Origin of the sequence: Pseudomonas vranovensis (genome assembly GCF_040438935.1) — a bacterium.
Taxonomy (GTDB): domain Bacteria; phylum Pseudomonadota; class Gammaproteobacteria; order Pseudomonadales; family Pseudomonadaceae; genus Aquipseudomonas; species Aquipseudomonas vranovensis.
Window position 1 is genome coordinate 3,882,784 of sequence record NZ_CP159259.1, and the last position, 16,681, is coordinate 3,899,464.

Here is a 16,681-nt window from a genome sequence, read left to right on the forward strand (position 1 = left end):
TAACAGTCGCAGGCCTTCCCGGCAGCCCATCGCTGGCAAGCCAGCTCCCACAGGTCGGTAAACATCAAACCTGTGGGAGCTGGCTTGCCAGCGAATGAGGCCCGAAAGCCAGGTCAGCGTTTGTCTTTACGCTTCTTCTCGGCTTTCTTGTGGTGCGACATCAAGCGACGCTTCTTGTTGACCTGGCGGTCGGTCAAGGTGTTCTTGTTGCCTTCGTACGGGTTGTCGCTGCCCTTGTACTCGATGCGGATCGGCGTACCGACCAGCTTGAGCACTCGGCGATAGGTGTTTTCCAGGTAACGCGAGTAGGACTTGGGTACCTTCTCGACCTGGTTGCCGTGAATCACGATGATCGGCGGGTTCGCCCCGCCCAGGTGGGCGTAGCGCAGCTTGATCCGGCGGCTGTTGACCATCGGTGGCTGGTGCTCGCTGACTGCGTCTTCGAGGATCTGCGTCAGGCGGCTGGTTGGCCAGCGGGTAACCGCCGACTTGAACGAGTTCTGAACCGACTGGTACAGGTTGCCCACGCCAGTGCCATGCAGCGCCGAGATGAAGTGAATGTCGGCGAAGTCTACGAAGAACAACCGGCGCTCAAGCTCGGTCTTCACGTAGTCGCGCTCGCTCGGCTGCATGCCGTCCCACTTGTTCAGGGCGATGACAATGGCGCGACCGGCTTCCAGGGCAAAGCCAAGCAGGTTCAAGTCATGGTCAACCACACCTTCGCGGGCGTCCATGACGAAGATCACCACGTTGGCGTCCTTGATCGCCTGCAGGGTTTTCACCACCGAGAACTTTTCGACTTCCTCGTGGATCTTGCCGCGCTTGCGCACACCAGCGGTGTCGATCAGCGTGTACTTCTCTTCGTTACGCTCGAAGGGAATGTAGATACTGTCGCGGGTAGTACCCGGCTGGTCATAGACGATCACCCGGTCTTCACCGAGCATGCGGTTGACCAGGGTCGACTTGCCAACGTTCGGGCGGCCGATGATGGCGATCTTGATGCCATCTTTCTCGCTCGGGCCAGGGATACGCACCGCTTCTTCGCCTTCGGCGACGTTGGTGTCGATCTCTTCCTCTTCCTTGTCGCGCGGGAACTCGCTCAACACCGCTTCAAGCAGGTTGTTGACGCCACGGCCCTGGGCACCGGCGACGCCAATGGCGTTGCCCATGCCCAGCGGCGAGAACTCGGCGATGGCCATCTGCGGATCGATGTTGTCGATCTTGTTGGCCACCAGGAACGAGCGCTTGTTGCGCTTGCGCAAGTGCTCGGAAATCATCTGGTCAGCGGCAGTCAGGCCGGCACGCGCGTCCACCAGGAACAGCACCACATCGGCTTCTTCGATGGCCAGCAGCGACTGCTCGGCCATTTTTTCGTCCATGCCGTGCTCATCACCGGAAATACCACCGGTGTCGACCAGGATGTAAGAACGGCCTTGCCAGCGCGCTTCACCGTACTGACGGTCACGGGTCAGCCCGGACAGGTCGCCGACGATAGCGTCGCGGGTCCTGGTCAGGCGGTTGAACATGGTGGATTTACCGACGTTCGGTCGGCCCACCAGGGCGATTACGGGAACCATGCGGCTCTCCACTTCATAAATTCAAAAAATACAAAGGCCGCTGCACTGCAGCGGCCGGAGTTCGGGCGGCACCCGAAGTGCCGCAGCCCGAGGCCTGCAAGGCCTCAAGCATAGCCTCAGCGGATGGTCAGCGCCTCGAGCTTGCCGCTGTTGCCGTACACATAGATGGTGTCACCCACCACCAGCGGACGGGCGCGCAGGCCATCGCTGTCGATACGCTCACGACCGACGAAGCGACCGTCGACCTGGCTGAGCAGGTGCAGGTAGCCTTCCAGGTCACCTACTGCAACATAGCTTGAGAACACTTCCGGCGCCGACAGCTGGCGACGAGCCAGCGAATCGTTGCTCCACAGCGCGCTGGACGAACGCTCGTCGATGCCTTCCACGGTGCCCGAAGCCAGGCTCACGTAGACATTGCCAAAGCCCTGGGCCACACCGGTGTAGCTGGAAGCATCACGCTGCCACATCACACGGCCGCTTTCCAGGTCAAGGCCGGCAACACGGCCCTGGTAGCTGGCTACATACAGGGTGCCGCCAGACAGCAACAGACCGCCGTCGATATCGACAACGCGATCAAGCTCCGAGCGACCTTGCGGGATGGCAACGCGTTGTTCCCACACGGGCACGCCGTTCTGGGTGTCCAGTGCGACGACCTTGCCAGTCGACAGGCCAGCGATGGCCAGGCGATTGGTCACGATCGGCGCACCAGTACCACGCAGGGTCAGTACTGCCGGGGTGCTTTCGTAGATCCAGCGACGGTCACCGGTGCTGGCGTCCAGGCCAATTACGCGGTCATCCTGGGTCTGTACCACCACCACGTCACCGTTGGTGGCAGGCGGAGCCAGTACTTCACTGGTCACCCGCGAACGCCAGCGCTGTTCACCGGTGGTGGCATCCAGGGCAATGACTTCACCCTTGAGGGTGCCGAGCATGACCATGCCATAACCTACGCCAACAGCGCCGGAAACAGGCAACTCGAGCTCTTTCTTCCAGACCACGTCGCCGGTATTGCGATCAAGGGCCATTACCACGCCAGTGACATCGGCGGCGTAGATGCGGTCGTTCTCGATCGCCGGGACCAGCATGTTGAAGGTTTCGCCCTGACCGTCACCGATCGAGCGGCTCCACTGCTTCTTCAGGACCACCTCTTCGGTGAAACTGGTGAGCTCAGCCGGAGGCAATTCCTTTTTGCTGTTGCTGCTGCAACCCACGGCCAGAAGGGCCAGGGTCAGCACTGCTGCATGTTTCCAACCGATCACTTACGCATCCCCTTTGGCCAGGTCGTCGAGCTTGAGTTGCAGGCCACCGATCGCAGCGTCGTCAGACAGCGCGGCCTTGGCTTTTTCGTAAGCGGCATGCGCATCGGCAGCACGACCCAGTTGCACCAGCAGATCGCCCTTGAGCTCTTCGCGGCTGGCCAGGAACGCCTTGTCAGCGTCGCCTTCAAGCAGTTTCAGGGCTTCGTCGACCTTGTTCTGGGCAGCCAGGACACGGGCCAGGCGCTGACGGGCGATTTCACCCAGGGTGGCATCGGCCGGTTTGTCCATCACCGACTTGAGTTCGGCTGCGGCATCGTCCAGCTTGCCGGCCTCGACCGCGACCTTGGCCACGAACAGGCTGCCGTACTGGGCATAAGCGCTGCCGCCAAACTCGTTCTTGAGCTTGCCCGACAACTCGGCAACCTTGGCCGCATCCGGCTCGCCGCTTGGCGTCAAGGTGGTTTCCAGCAGGGCCTGATAGAGGTTCGAGGCGCCTTGCGACTGGTTGCCCTGGTACTTCTGGAAGGCTTGCCAGCCAAACACTATTACCAGTGCCAGCAGGCCGCCGGTTACCAGTGGCTTGCCGTTACGCTGCCACCAGTCCTTGAATGCCGCCAGCTGTTCATCATCGGTACTCGACACCCCAATACTCCTTTTCACCAAATCGGCTGTTGACCCGCTTCACGCCTGCGCGAGGGAAGCTTCCAGGTGCTCTGCCAGAGCATCCCAGGTAATGTTTTGTTGTTCGCCCTGGCCACGCAGGGGTTTGAAACCTACCACTTGTTGCGCCAGTTCGTCGTCCCCCAGGATCAAGGCGAACAGAGCTGCGCTCTTGTCGGCCTTCTTGAACTGGCTCTTGAAGCTGCCACCACCGGCATTGACCTGCAGGCGCAGGTTCGGCAAGCGATCACGCAGACGCTCGGCCAGGGCCAGGCCAGCCAGCTCCGCCTGCTCGCCGAAGGCGCACAGGTAGACATCGACCTGGCGGTTGATCGACTCGGGAATCTGCCCCAGGGTTTCAAGCAGCAGGATCAGACGCTCGATACCCATGGCGAAGCCAACGCCCGGGGTCGGCTTGCCGCCCATTTGCTCGACCAGGCCATCGTAGCGCCCGCCGGCACAGACAGTGCCCTGGGAGCCAAGCTTGTCGGTGACCCACTCGAATACGGTCTTGCTGTAATAGTCCAGGCCACGTACCAGCTTGGTATTGATCACGAATGGAATGCCGGCCGCATCCAGACGCGCCTTCAGGCCTTCGAAGTGAACACGGGACTCTTCGTCCAGGTAGTCTTCGAGTTTCGGCGCATCGACCAGCACCGCCTGGGTATTGGCGTCCTTGGTATCGAGGATGCGCAGCGGGTTGGTCTTCAGGCGACGCTGGCTGTCTTCGTCCAGCTGGTCCAGACGCGCCGAGAGGAACTCGACCAGCGCATCACGGTAGCGGGCCCGGGCTTCGCTGGTGCCCAGGCTGTTGAGTTCGAGCTTGACCGCATCACGGATTCCCAGCAGTTTCCACAGGCGCCAGGTCAGTACGATCAGCTCGGCGTCGATGTCCGGACCGTCGAGGTTGAACACCTCGAGGCCGATCTGGTGGAACTGGCGATAACGGCCTTTCTGCGGACGCTCATGGCGGAACATCTGGCCGATGTACCAGAGCTTCTGCACCTGGCCGCCGCCACTGATACCGTGTTCGAGCACGGCGCGCACACAGGCCGCGGTACCTTCCGGACGCAGGGTCAGGGAGTCGCCGTTACGGTCGGTAAAGGTGTACATCTCTTTTTCGACGATGTCGGTGACTTCACCAATCGAGCGTTTGAACAGTTCGGTGAACTCGACGATAGGCGTGCGGATCTGGCGGTAGCCATAGGAATCCAGCAGGCCTGCCACGGTGCTTTCGAAATAGCGCCACAGCGGCGTCTGCTCGGGCAGGATGTCATTCATGCCACGGATGGCTTGCAGCGATTTGCTCACGAAAAATCCTTACGAATCTGGGTGTCAGCCACGGGCGATCAAGGCCGCGTCGGCTTCGGCCTTTTCGGCCGCTTTCTGGCGGATGAGCTTTTCCAGCTCATCGACCAGGTTGTCATTGCTCAGCTTCTGCGATGGTTTGCCATCGATGTAGATCAGGTTCGGCGTGCCGCCGGTCAGCCCCACATGGGCTTCCTTGGCTTCACCGGGGCCATTGACCACACAGCCGATCACGGCCACGTCCAGCGGAACCAGCAGGTCTTCCAGGCGACCTTCAAGCTCGTTCATGGTCTTGACCACATCGAAGTTCTGCCGCGAGCAGCTCGGGCAGGCGATGAAGTTGATACCACGCGAACGCAAGTGCAGGGACTTGAGGATGTCGTAACCGACCTTGACCTCTTCGACCGGGTCTGCCGCCAGGGAGATGCGAATAGTATCGCCAATCCCTTCGGCAAGCAGCATACCGAGGCCGACCGCGGATTTCACCGTGCCAGAACGCAGGCCACCGGCTTCGGTGATGCCCAGGTGCAGCGGCTGGATGATCTGCTTGGCCAGCAGGCGGTAGGCTTCGACGGCCATGAACACGTCGGAGGCCTTTACGCTGACCTTGAAGTCCTGGAAATCCAGGCGATCGAGGTGCTCGACGTGGCGCATGGCCGACTCGACCAATGCTGCCGGGGTCGGCTCGCCATACTTTTTCTGCAGGTCTTTTTCCAGGGAACCGGCGTTGACGCCGATGCGGATCGGAATGCCACGGTCGCGGGCGGCATCGACCACCGCGCGAACGCGGTCTTCACGACCGATGTTGCCCGGATTGATGCGCAGGCAGTCGACACCCAGCTCAGCCACACGCAAGGCGATGCGGTAATCGAAGTGGATGTCGGCAACCAGCGGAACGCTGACCTGCTGCTTGATGCGGCCGAAGGCTTCGGCGGCGTCCATGTCCGGCACCGAGACGCGCACGATGTCGACGCCGGCATCGACCAGGCGGTTGATCTGCGCCACGGTAGCGGCGACGTCATTGGTGTCGGTGTTGGTCATGCTCTGGACCGCGATGGGTGCATCGCCGCCGACAGGCACATTTCCAACCCAGATTTTCCGGGATTCGCGACGCTTGATCGGAGATTCGCCGTGCATGACTTATTGCCCCAACTTCAGGCGAGCAGTCTCGCCACTGGTGAACGGCGCAAGGTCGACGGCCTGACCGTTGTAGCTGAGCTGCACGCCCCGGGCAAAGCCCAGGCGTACCGCGAACGGCGGTTTGCCGCTCAGCTGCAGGCTGTCGCCCTTGCGCTTGATGGCGCTGAACAGCACCTTGCCATTGCCGTCGGTGACCGAAGTCCAGCAATCGGCGATGAATTGCATGTGTACCTGGCCGCTGCCGGCAGCGACCGGGGCTGCGGCGGCAGGCGCCGGAGTTGCGGCGGGAGCGCTGGCAACCACTGCAGGCGCTACCGGTGTCGCAGGAACGGGCGCAGGCGCTTGAGCGGGTGCAGGAACCACGGCAGCCGGAGCAGAGGGTACAGGTACTGCCGGGCTGCCGGCAGCTTCAGGCGCAGGCGCCTGAGCGGCTTGATCGGCCGGCGTGGCAGCCTGGTCCAGGTTCAGCGGAGTGGTTTCCGGCTCCTGGCCGGCATTGACAGCCTGATCCTCAGGCTCATCCAGGGGGTGGATCTGGGTAGTACCGTCGGCGCTTTCGACTTCGACATGCTCAAGGGCCATGTTGACCAGGTCCTTGCTGCGCTGGCTGCTTTGATCCTGCCACCAGAAGAAGCCGCCACCGATCACCACTACCAGCATCAATAGGCTGACAATACGCAGGATGTTATGGGAAAGGCGTACAGGTTCTTCGATACGGCCAAGGGCATGCACGTCGCTCCCCTGGGCGTGGGTGCCAGTACACTGGTCGAAGGCCAGCACCAGGGCGGCCTGGTCCATGTCCAGCAATTTGGCATAAGCGCGGATGTAGCCACGGGCAAAGGTGTGCCCGGGTAGCTTGTCGAAGGCGCCGGATTCAAGATTGTTCAGGGAACTCACGGTCAGGTTGAGTTTGCGGGCCACTTCGGCCTGCGACCAGTCCTTGCTCTCGCGGGCCTGACGCAAAGTCTCACCTGGATTCTCGCGAGTCGCTGCTGCTACTTCGGGATGCGCCGCTTTCATCATTGCTCCGACAGGTATTGCTGATATTCCGGCGTACCGGGATAAAGTCGTTGTAATTGCAGGCCCAGATCGGCGGCCTTGTTCCGTTCTTCGAAGACGTTGGCCAGGCGACTGCCCAGCAACAGGCTGCGGGCACTGTGGTCGCTCAGCTGGCTGAAACGATCGTAGTAGTCACGGGCTGGCACATAATGCCTGTCTTCGTAAGACAACTCAGCCATTTCGAGCAACGCACGCGGTTGCTGCTGGTTGAGTCGCAAAGCTTTTACCAGGTGTTGCTGCGCCTGATCACGCTGGCCGAGCCTCAAGGCGGTCAGGCCAAGGCTCTCGAACACCCGGGAACGCTCAGGATACAGCGTATCGGCCGCTGCTTGGGCAAACATCTGCTGCGCCTGCGCGTATTGGCCCCGAGCATAAAGGAAACTGCCGTAGTTATTACGGATCCGCGTATCGTCCGGGCGACTGACCAGCGCCTTGCGATAGTGTGTCTCAGCCAGTTCTGGCTCATCTTCAGCCTGATACACCAAAGCCAGGGCAGCGTTGGCGGCGGCATCCTGGCTATTGAGATCAAGCGCTTTTTTCAGTGGCCCCTTGGCCTGTTCGGTCAAACCTTGTTGCAAATAACCCAGCCCGAGCTGCACATAGGCCTGTCCTGCATGGACCCTGCCCTCGCGACTGGCCAGCGTGTCCGAACTCCCGCCGGACACGCAGCCTGCAAGCAGGGCGAGCGACAGGATCGACAGCGCGGCGCGCAAGGTCATGGAGGTCCTCTCTTCAGTTCCGTACAGCGCTTTCTTGCACATCGCCGTCAGCGTTCAGCTGACGCACGGCGAGTAGGCGTTCGCTGCGACGGGTGCGGTCCATCACCTGACCTACCAGTTGGCCGCACGCCGCGTCGATGTCTTCACCACGGGTGGTGCGCACCGTCACGTTGTAACCGGCGTGATGCAAGTGATCCTGGAAACGGCGGATGGCGTTGTTGCTCGGACGCTCGTAACCGGAATGCGGGAACGGGTTGAACGGGATCAGGTTGATCTTGCACGGAACGTCCTTGAGCAGCTCGGCCATTTCCACGGCGTGTTCGAGCTTGTCGTTGACGTCCTTGAGCAAGGTGTACTCGATGGTCAGTACGCGCTTTTCGCCCAGCTGCGACATGTAGTTCATGCACGCTGCAAGCAATACCTTGAGCGGGTACTTCTTGTTGATCGGCACCAGTTCGTTGCGCAGCGCATCGTTCGGCGCGTGCAGCGACAGGGCCAGGGAAACGTCGATGTGCTTGGCCAGCTCTTCGATCATCGGCACCACGCCGGAAGTGGACAGGGTCACCCGGCGCTTGGAAATGCCATAGCCGAGGTCGTCCATCATCAGGTGCATGGCTGCGACCACGTTGTCGAAGTTCAGCAGCGGCTCGCCCATGCCCATCATCACCACGTTGGTGATGGCACGGTCGATCTTGGCAGGCACAGTGCCGAACGACTTGTTGGCAATCCACACCTGGCCGATGACTTCGGCGGCGGTGAGGTTGCTGTTGAATCCTTGCTTGCCGGTGGAGCAGAAACTGCAGTCCAGGGCGCAACCGGCCTGGGACGAGACACACAACGTGCCACGCTTGCCCTGGGGGATGTACACGGTCTCGACGCAACTGCCGGACGCCACGCGCACCACCCATTTACGGGTGCCGTCGGTGGAGATGTCCTCGCTGACCACTTCCGGACCGCGAACCTCGGCAACTTCCTTGAGCTTTTCACGCAAGGCCTTGCCGACGTTGGTCATGGCGTCGAAATCATCGACGCCAAAGTGGTGAATCCATTTCATTACCTGACCGGCACGGAAACGCTTCTCCCCGATAGAGTCGAAGAATTTTTCCATTTCCGGCTGGGTCAGCCCCAACAGGTTAGTTTTGCCAGTCGATGTCGTCATGGATTCACCCTCACCCGTAAGCTTTCGCTTAGCGAGTGGTTACCTCGGTAGCTGCGAAGAAGTAAGCGATTTCGCGAGCAGCGGCAGCTTCGGAGTCCGAACCGTGAACGGCGTTGGCGTCGATCGACTCGGCGAAGTCGGCACGGATGGTGCCTGGAGCAGCTTCTTTAGGGTTGGTAGCGCCCATCAGCTCACGGTTCAGAGCGATGGCGTTTTCGCCTTCCAGAACCTGAACAACAACTGGACCGGAGGTCATGAAAGCAACCAGGTCACCGAAGAAACCGCGCTCTTTGTGCTCAGCGTAGAAGCCTTCAGCTTCGGCTTTGGACAGTTGCTTGATTTTCGAAGCAACGATGCGCAGGCCAGCGTCTTCGAAGCGAGTGGTGATCTTGCCGATCACGTTCTTGGCAACGGCGTCAGGCTTGATGATGGAGAAAGTACGTTGAACAGCCATGGTGTAACTCCAGAAACGTTGAGTGAAGCGAAAAATTAAACCCGCGAATTATACGCGGGTTCCGGGGGATTGCCTAACCTGCCGAGCGCGCTCAGTCGGCTTCTTCGATCCAGGCCGCCTGGATGGCTTCGAGAACCTTCTCGCCGCCACGCTGCGGATCGTCACTGAATTCCGGCAATGCCAGCACCCACTGGTGCAGATCGACGAAGTTCACATAACGAGGATCGACTTCCGGCTTGCTTTCGGCAAGCTGGATTGCAATTTCAAGTACATCAACCCATTTCAGGCTCATGTCGGCTCCAGGATCAATGCGGCGCTTCGGCTGCGTGGTTGAGCGAATACTTCGGAATCTCGACAGTGATGTCTTCGGTTCCGACCTTGGCCTGGCAGGTCAGGCGCGAGGTAGGCTCCAGGCCCCAGGCGCGGTCCAGGTAGTCCTCTTCCAGCTCGTCGGCTTCATTGAGCGAGTTGAAGCCTTCGCGAATCACGCAGTGGCACGTGGTGCAAGCGCAGACACCACCGCAGGCGCTTTCGATCTCGATGTGGTTATCGTGCGCCACTTCAAGAATGGACTTACCTGTCTCAGCCTCCACCACCATGCCATCCGGGCAGAACTTCTCGTGGGGCAGAAAAATCACCTGCGGCATCAGTTATTCCTCGATCTCATTCAGGTTGCGCCCGGCCAACGCGGCTTTTACCGTCGAATCAAGGCGACGGGCGGCAAAGGCATCGGTCACCTGCGACAGACGCTTGGTCTGTTGCTCGATGGCTGCGCCATCGGTGCCGTTGATCAAATCACGCAAGTCTTGCATTTGTTGTTCGATAGCCAGGCGCTCTTCGGCGTCCAGCAGCCGGTCGCCATCGGCGTCCAGCGCGCCCTGCACAGCTTCAAGCAGGCGCTCGGCGTCGACCTGGTGCTCGCGCAACTGGCGCGCCACCTTGTCAAAACCTGCGTGCTCGAAAGAATCCTTGAGCATGCGGGTAATTTCGCCGTCGGTCAGGCCGTAGGAAGGCTTGACCTGAATACTCGACTCGACGCCCGACCCCAGCTCGCGCGCCGAAACGCTGAGCAGACCATCGGCATCGACCTGGAAGGTGACACGGATCTTCGCGGCACCGGCGACCATCGCAGGGATGCCACGCAGCTCGAAGCGCGCCAGGGAGCGGCAATCGCTGATCAGCTCGCGCTCACCCTGCAGCACATGAATCATCATGGCCGACTGGCCATCCTTGTAAGTGGTGAACTCCTGGGCGCGGGCAACCGGTATGGTGGTGTTACGCGGAATCACCTTCTCCATCAGCCCACCCATGGTCTCAAGCCCAAGGGACAGGGGGATCACGTCGAGCAGCAGCAGTTCGCCACCATCGCGGCGATTGCCGGCCAGGGTATCGGCCTGGATTGCCGCGCCAATGGCAACCACCTGATCGGGGTCGATATCGGTCAGCGGCGTACGGCCAAACAGGGCGCCTACGGCCTCACGTACACGCGGCACACGGGTCGAACCACCGACCATGACCACTGCCGCAACTTCTTCGAGCTCGACACCGCTGTCACGCACGGCGCGACGGCAGGCCTTGAGACTGCGGGCTACCAATGGTTCGATCAGGGCATCGAATGCAGTGCGGGTCAGCTCGGCCTGCCAGTCGCCGTAAGCGACAGTGACCGCGTCAGCGTCGGTCAGGGCTTCCTTGGCGGCGCAAGCGGCTTGCAACAGCTGGCGCTGGGCTCCCGGATCAAGATCCGAAGACAGACCGGCCTGCTCGACAATCCAGCTGGCGATGGCATGGTCGAAATCATCGCCGCCCAGGGCGCTGTCGCCACCGGTGGCAAGCACTTCAAACACGCCGCCGGTCAAGCGCAGGATGGAAATATCGAAGGTACCGCCGCCCAGGTCGTAAATGGCCACCAGGCCTTCAGCGTTCTGGTCAAGGCCATAGGCCACGGCTGCAGCAGTCGGCTCGTTGAGCAGGCGCAGCACGTTCAACCCGGCCAGACGCGCCGCATCCTTGGTAGCCTGGCGCTGGGCGTCGTCGAAATAGGCCGGCACGGTGATTACCGCGCCCACCAACTCGCCACCCAGGGTTTCTTCAGCGCGCTGACGCAGCACCTTGAGGATATCGGCCGAGACTTCCACCGGGCTTTTCGGGCCCTGCACGGTGTCGATGAACGGCATGTGCGACTCACCGCCGACAAAGCGGTACGGCAGTTGCTCACCCAGTTGCTTGACGTCTGCCAGGCCACGGCCCATCAGGCGCTTGACCGACAGCACGGTATTGAGTGGGTCGCTGGATGCGGCGTCACGCGCTACCTGACCGACATCGATGTGGTCGGCATGGTAACGCACGGCCGAAGGCAGGATGACCCGACCTTGAGCGTCGGGCAGGGGCTCGCTGCGGCCGCTGCGCAATGCTGCGACCAGGGAGTTGGTGGTGCCAAGGTCAATCCCCACCGCCAGGCGACGCTGGTGCGGTTGAGGGCTCTGACCGGGTTCGGCGATCTGCAGTAGGGCCATGCTTATCTGAATACCAGGGGCGCCGCCAGGAGCAGCGCCGAGTTAATCGTCGAGGCGCTCTTCCAGCTGGCGCACTTCGTAGGCGAGCTTGTCGAGAAACTGCATGCGGCGCATCAGGCGCTCGGCCTGTTCGCGCTGCGCAGGATCGTTCCAGCAGGCGGCGAAATCCTCGTTGAGCGCTTCCTGGGCGGTTTTCAAGCGACGCTTGAACACGGCGACACCATCGAGGTCGGCACTGTCCTGGAGGTCTTCGAGCTCTTCGCGCAATTGCATCTGCTGCAGCAGGAACTCGGGATCATGGACGGTGACTTCCTGCGGCACTTCATGGCCGCCGATCGCCAACAGGTAGCGGGCACGCCGGGGCGCGCTCTTTAGCGTCTGGTAGGCCTCGTTCAGCGCAGCCGAACGTTCGAGCGCTATGCGCTGTTCACGTTCGGAGGCATCGGCGAAGCGATCCGGGTGGACCTCACGGGCCAGCTCGCGATAGCGAACGGCCAGTTTATCAAGGTCCAGACGGAAGCCAGGTTGCAGGTCAAACAGGGCGAAATGACAAGGAGTACCCACGCGCAGCCTCAGACGTTGAAGCTTTCGCCGCAGCCACACTCACCGCGCACGTTGGGGTTGTTGAACTTGAAGCCTTCGTTCAACCCTTCCTTGACGAAATCGAGCTCGGTACCGTCGAGGTAGGCCAGGCTCTTGGGATCAATGATCACCTTCTCGCCGTGGCTTTCGAAGACCTGGTCTTCGGCGTCTGGCTGATCAACGAACTCCAGCACATAGGCCAGACCCGAGCAGCCGGTGGTACGAACGCCCAAGCGAATGCCAAGACCCTTGCCGCGTCCGTCGAGAGAGCGCCGCACGTGGTTGGCGGCGGCTTCTGTCATGCTGATAGCCATCGAGACTCCTTACCTGCAACAGGCGAACTTAGAGCAAACCTTTCTTCTGCTTGTAATCGCGTACAGCCGCCTTGATGGCGTCTTCGGCGAGTACCGAGCAGTGGATTTTGACCGGCGGCAACGCCAGTTCTTCGGCCAGCTGGGTGTTCTTGATGGTTTCGGCTTCGTCCAGGGTCTTGCCCTTCATCCACTCGGTGGCCAGGGAGCTGGAGGCAATGGCCGAACCACAGCCGTAAGTCTTGAACTTGGCGTCTTCGATGACACCCTGCTCGTTGACCTTGATTTGCAGGCGCATCACGTCGCCGCACGCTGGAGCGCCGACCATGCCGGTCCCGACATCCGGATCCTCGGCATTCATCTTGCCGACGTTGCGTGGGTTTTCGTAATGGTCGATGACCTTTTCACTGTATGCCATGGTGCAATTCCTTCCTCATCAGAGAGCCGCTCTTGCCGGCGACTACTTAGTGCGCAGCCCACTCGATCTTGGAGATGTCGACGCCGTCTTTGTACATATCCCACAGCGGCGACAATTCGCGCAGCTTGGTCACGGCCTCGCAAACTTTCTGCGCGGCGTAGTCGATTTCTTCTTCGGTGGTGAAACGACCGAAGGTGAAGCGGATCGAGCTGTGAGCCAGCTCGTCGTTACGGCCCAGAGCGCGCAGTACGTAGGACGGCTCAAGCGAAGCCGAGGTACACGCCGAACCGGACGACACTGCCAGGTCCTTGAGGGCCATGATCAGCGATTCGCCTTCAACGTAGTTGAAGCTCAGGTTCAGGTTGTGCGGGATACGCGCGGTCATGCTGCCGTTGATGTACAGCTCTTCAAGACCTTCGACCTGCTTGTAGAAGCGGTCGCTCAGGGCCTTGATACGGACGTTCTCGCTGGCCATCTGCTCTTTGGCGATGGCGAACGCTTCTCCCATGCCGACGATCTGGTGGGTCGCCAGGGTGCCCGAACGCATGCCGCGCTCGTGACCGCCGCCGTGCATGGTGGCTTCCAGACGCACGCGAGGCTTGCGGCTGACGTACAGCGCGCCGATGCCTTTAGGGCCGTAGGTTTTGTGTGCGGAGAAGGACATCAGGTCGACTTTCAGCTTCTGCAGGTCGATTTCGACCTTGCCGGTGGACTGAGCAGCGTCGACGTGGAACATGACGCCGCGAGCGCGGGTCAGCTCGCCGATGGCAGCGATGTCGTTGATGGTGCCGATTTCGTTGTTCACATGCATGATCGACACCAGGATGGTGTCATCACGCAGGGCAGCTTCAACCATGGCCGGGGTGATCAGGCCATCGGCGCCCGGCTCGATGTAGGTAACCTCGAAGCCTTCACGCTCCAGCTGGCGTGTGCTGTCGAGGACAGCCTTGTGCTCGATCTTGGAGGTGATCAGGTGCTTGCCCTTGGTGCCGTAGAAGTGCGCAACGCCCTTGATTGCCAGGTTGTCGGACTCGGTTGCACCGCTGGTCCAGACAATTTCACGCGGATCGGCGTTGACCAGGTCAGCGACCTGGCGGCGAGCGTTCTCAACCGCTTCTTCGGCTTTCCAGCCAAAGACGTGGGAGCGCGACGCCGGGTTACCGAAGTTCCCGTCGACCAGCAGGCAGTCGCTCATCTTCTGGGCAACGCGTGGGTCGACCGGAGTGGTCGCGGAGTAATCGAGGTAGATCGGCAACTTCATTGAATATCTCCTATCAGGCGGTCGCGCCGCGCGTCGAAACGGTCATTCGACGGCTGACGTCTCAATCTTGTCCAGCTGCGGTGCCCGGCTTGCGATACGTCGCAGGTCCTGGCGCTGGGCGACTTCTTGCACCTCACGGCGAGTAACAAGGTCAGCCAGGCTGATACCGCTGAGGAATTCGTGAATCTGCTGGCTCAGGTCACACCACAAGTGGTGGGTAAGGCAGGTGTCGCCGGCGTGGCAATCACCCAGGCCCTGACAGCGTGTTGCGTCGACCGATTCGTTAACCGCATCGATGACCTGTGCGACCTGAATGCTCTCCATGCTTCGCGACAGCTGATAGCCGCCGCCAGGGCCGCGCACACTGGAAACCAGGCTGCTGCGGCGCAGCTTTGCAAAAAGCTGCTCCAGATAAGAAAGGGAGATGCCTTGGCGCTCGGAAATGTCGGCCAGAGACACCGGCCCATGCTGCGCGTGCAACGCCAGATCAAGCATGGCGGTCACGGCGTATCGGCCTTTTGTAGTCAGTCGCATGGCTAGTAGGTACCACGGGGTTACGGAATGGGAGCGAGTATGCTATTCCCGAGCATTTAAGTCAACTATAAGACCTAGTGCTTTAGTCGGGATTGCCGCGGGAAGGCGGCGGAATCATAGCAAACGAAAGGGCGTATGCGCACGCCCTTCTGTCAATGCGTCGGCGTGTCGCTGCGCGCCTCGCCCTTGACCTCGGCGAAGTCCTCTTGACGCAGGGCCGGCAGCTCCTTGGCACAGTAGTCACTGCCAAGGTTCTTCAGCGCACCGCACATGTCTTCCAGCCGCCCGTCCACCGCCTGCAGGTGATCAAGCAACTGACCGATGGCGCGCGCCACCGGGTCAGGCATGTCTTCACTGACGCCATAGGCATCAAAACCAATCTTCTCGGCCATTGCCTTGCGCTTGGCTTCGACTTCGGCGTCGGTCTTGACGATGATCCGCCCCGGAATACCTACCGCAGTGGCGCCTGCCGGCACCGCCTTGGTGACCACGGCGTTGGAGCCGATCTTGGCCCCGGCACCCACGGTGAACGGGCCCAGCACCTTCGCGCCGGCACCGACGACGACACCATCTTCAAGCGTCGGGTGACGCTTGCCTTTGTTCCAGCTGGTGCCGCCCAGGGTCACGCCCTGGTAAAGCGTGACGTCGTCACCGATCTCGGCGGTTTCACCGATGACAATTCCCATGCCGTGGTCGATGAAAAAACGCCGCCCGACCTTGGCACCGGGATGAATCTCGATACCGGTCATCCAGCGCCCGAAGTTCGATACCAGCCGCGCCAGCCACTTCCAATCGCGCTTCTACAGCGAATGCGCCGCCCGATGCAGCCAGATCGCATGCATGCCCGGGTAGCAGGTCAGCACTTCAAAGGCATTGCGCGCCGCCGGGTCACGGTGGAAAACGCTCTGGATATCTTCACGCAGACGCTCGAACATCTATTGATCCTTGCGTTTATGCGGCTCGCCCCGGGCCACTTTCTGGGTTTCGGTGAGGATGCCGCGCAAAATACTCATTTCCGAACGATTGACCGAGCTGCGCCCATACAGGCGACGTAAACGCGGCATCAGGTGCTTGGGCTTTTCGGGGTCGAGGAAGCCGATGTCCACCAGGGTTTTCTCCAGGTGTTCATAGAACAACTCCATTTCATCCATGGTCGCCAGCTCGCTGCTGCGCACCGACGTCACTTCGAATTTTTCCACCTTGGACGGCTGGCCTTCGGCTGCCAGCCAGGCCATGCGCACCTCATAAGCCAGCACCTGCACGGCCGCCGCCAGGTTCAGCGAGCTGAAATCCGGATTGGAGGGGATATGCACATGGAAATGACAGCGCTGCAGCTCTTCGTTGGTCAGGCCGGCGTATTCACGCCCGAACACCAACGCAATTTCCTGACCCTGGGCTGCGTGCTCGATGGTTTTGCTGCCGCACTCGCGCGGATCGACCAACGGCCACGGGATACGCCGATCCCGGGCGCTGGTACCGAGCACCAGGTTGCAGCCGGCCAACGCCTCTTCGAGGGTCGCGACCACTTGCGCTCCCGCAAGCACGTCATCGGCGCCCGAGGCTCGGGCATCCGCCTCATGGGACGGGAAATCCAGCGGGTCGACCAGCACCAGGCGCGACAAGCCCATGTTTTTCATGGCACGCGCAGCGCCGCCGATATTGCCGGGGTGGCTGGTATTGACCAGAACAACACGAATATTTTGCAGCAAGGCGAGCGCTCACAGACA

General features: G+C 61.0%; 18 protein-coding genes and 1 pseudogene. All 19 read right to left on the reverse strand.

Going from position 1 to position 16,681, the window contains the following annotated elements; translation table 11 throughout:
• Positions 1-113: 113 nt before the first annotated feature.
• On the reverse strand, positions 114-1,577 hold the full coding sequence (der, locus tag ABVN19_RS18095; protein WP_028942775.1) for a ribosome biogenesis GTPase Der: 1,464 nt from the start codon (positions 1,575-1,577) through the stop codon (positions 114-116).
• Positions 1,578-1,693: 116 nt separating this feature from the next.
• Positions 1,694-2,836: an outer membrane protein assembly factor BamB gene (bamB, locus tag ABVN19_RS18100; RefSeq protein ID WP_028942774.1), complete on the reverse strand. Its 1,143-nt coding sequence runs from the start codon at positions 2,834-2,836 to the stop codon at positions 1,694-1,696.
• Positions 2,837-3,478, reverse strand: coding sequence for a YfgM family protein (locus tag ABVN19_RS18105; protein WP_028942773.1), 642 nt, complete (start codon positions 3,476-3,478; stop codon positions 2,837-2,839). It abuts the gene before it with no gap.
• A gap of 39 nt (positions 3,479-3,517) precedes the next feature.
• Positions 3,518-4,807, reverse strand: coding sequence for a histidine--tRNA ligase (gene hisS, locus ABVN19_RS18110; RefSeq protein ID WP_028942772.1), 1,290 nt, complete (start codon positions 4,805-4,807; stop codon positions 3,518-3,520).
• Between the two features lie 24 nt (positions 4,808-4,831).
• Positions 4,832-5,941 carry a flavodoxin-dependent (E)-4-hydroxy-3-methylbut-2-enyl-diphosphate synthase gene (ispG, locus tag ABVN19_RS18115; RefSeq protein WP_028942771.1) on the reverse strand — a complete coding sequence of 370 codons (1,110 nt, stop codon included), beginning with the start codon at positions 5,939-5,941 and terminating at the stop codon, positions 4,832-4,834.
• Between the two features lie 3 nt (positions 5,942-5,944).
• Positions 5,945-6,964 (reverse strand): RodZ family helix-turn-helix domain-containing protein, encoded by a 1,020-nt coding sequence (locus ABVN19_RS18120; RefSeq protein ID WP_105641238.1) that lies wholly within the window; start codon positions 6,962-6,964, stop codon positions 5,945-5,947.
• Positions 6,964-7,722, reverse strand: coding sequence for a type IV pilus biogenesis/stability protein PilW (gene pilW, locus ABVN19_RS18125; protein WP_105641239.1), 759 nt, complete (start codon positions 7,720-7,722; stop codon positions 6,964-6,966). Before pilW ends, ABVN19_RS18120 begins: the two co-directional genes overlap by 1 nt.
• Before the next feature lie 13 nt (positions 7,723-7,735).
• Positions 7,736-8,881 carry a 23S rRNA (adenine(2503)-C(2))-methyltransferase RlmN gene (rlmN, locus tag ABVN19_RS18130; protein WP_028942768.1) on the reverse strand — a complete coding sequence of 382 codons (1,146 nt, stop codon included), beginning with the start codon at positions 8,879-8,881 and terminating at the stop codon, positions 7,736-7,738.
• Positions 8,882-8,909: 28 nt separating this feature from the next.
• Complete coding sequence (ndk, locus tag ABVN19_RS18135) at positions 8,910-9,335, reverse strand: nucleoside-diphosphate kinase (RefSeq protein ID WP_028942767.1); 426 nt, start codon at positions 9,333-9,335, stop codon at positions 8,910-8,912.
• A gap of 91 nt (positions 9,336-9,426) precedes the next feature.
• Positions 9,427-9,627 (reverse strand): Fe-S cluster assembly protein IscX, encoded by a 201-nt coding sequence (gene iscX, locus ABVN19_RS18140; RefSeq protein ID WP_028942766.1) that lies wholly within the window; start codon positions 9,625-9,627, stop codon positions 9,427-9,429.
• Between the two features lie 13 nt (positions 9,628-9,640).
• Positions 9,641-9,982, reverse strand: coding sequence for an ISC system 2Fe-2S type ferredoxin (gene fdx, locus ABVN19_RS18145; RefSeq protein WP_028942765.1), 342 nt, complete (start codon positions 9,980-9,982; stop codon positions 9,641-9,643).
• 3 nt (positions 9,983-9,985) lie between these two features.
• Positions 9,986-11,848, reverse strand: coding sequence for a Fe-S protein assembly chaperone HscA (hscA, locus tag ABVN19_RS18150; RefSeq protein WP_028942764.1), 1,863 nt, complete (start codon positions 11,846-11,848; stop codon positions 9,986-9,988).
• Between the two features lie 42 nt (positions 11,849-11,890).
• Positions 11,891-12,412, reverse strand: a complete 522-nt coding sequence (gene hscB / locus ABVN19_RS18155) for a co-chaperone HscB (protein WP_028942763.1) — start codon at positions 12,410-12,412, stop codon at positions 11,891-11,893.
• 8 nt (positions 12,413-12,420) lie between these two features.
• Positions 12,421-12,744 carry an iron-sulfur cluster assembly protein IscA gene (gene iscA / locus ABVN19_RS18160; RefSeq protein WP_028942762.1) on the reverse strand — a complete coding sequence of 108 codons (324 nt, stop codon included), beginning with the start codon at positions 12,742-12,744 and terminating at the stop codon, positions 12,421-12,423.
• A 28-nt stretch (positions 12,745-12,772) separates the two neighbouring features.
• Positions 12,773-13,159 (reverse strand): Fe-S cluster assembly scaffold IscU, encoded by a 387-nt coding sequence (gene iscU, locus ABVN19_RS18165; protein WP_002552476.1) that lies wholly within the window; start codon positions 13,157-13,159, stop codon positions 12,773-12,775.
• A 46-nt stretch (positions 13,160-13,205) separates the two neighbouring features.
• Positions 13,206-14,420 carry an IscS subfamily cysteine desulfurase gene (locus ABVN19_RS18170; RefSeq protein ID WP_028942761.1) on the reverse strand — a complete coding sequence of 405 codons (1,215 nt, stop codon included), beginning with the start codon at positions 14,418-14,420 and terminating at the stop codon, positions 13,206-13,208.
• A 42-nt stretch (positions 14,421-14,462) separates the two neighbouring features.
• On the reverse strand, positions 14,463-14,954 hold the full coding sequence (gene iscR / locus ABVN19_RS18175) for a Fe-S cluster assembly transcriptional regulator IscR (protein ID WP_028942760.1): 492 nt from the start codon (positions 14,952-14,954) through the stop codon (positions 14,463-14,465).
• A 152-nt stretch (positions 14,955-15,106) separates the two neighbouring features.
• Positions 15,107-15,889: pseudogene (cysE, locus tag ABVN19_RS18180) on the reverse strand (serine O-acetyltransferase).
• Positions 15,890-16,663, reverse strand: coding sequence for a tRNA (cytosine(32)/uridine(32)-2'-O)-methyltransferase TrmJ (gene trmJ / locus ABVN19_RS18185; protein ID WP_028942758.1), 774 nt, complete (start codon positions 16,661-16,663; stop codon positions 15,890-15,892). It abuts the pseudogene before it with no gap.
• Between the last annotated feature and the right edge of the window lie 18 nt (positions 16,664-16,681).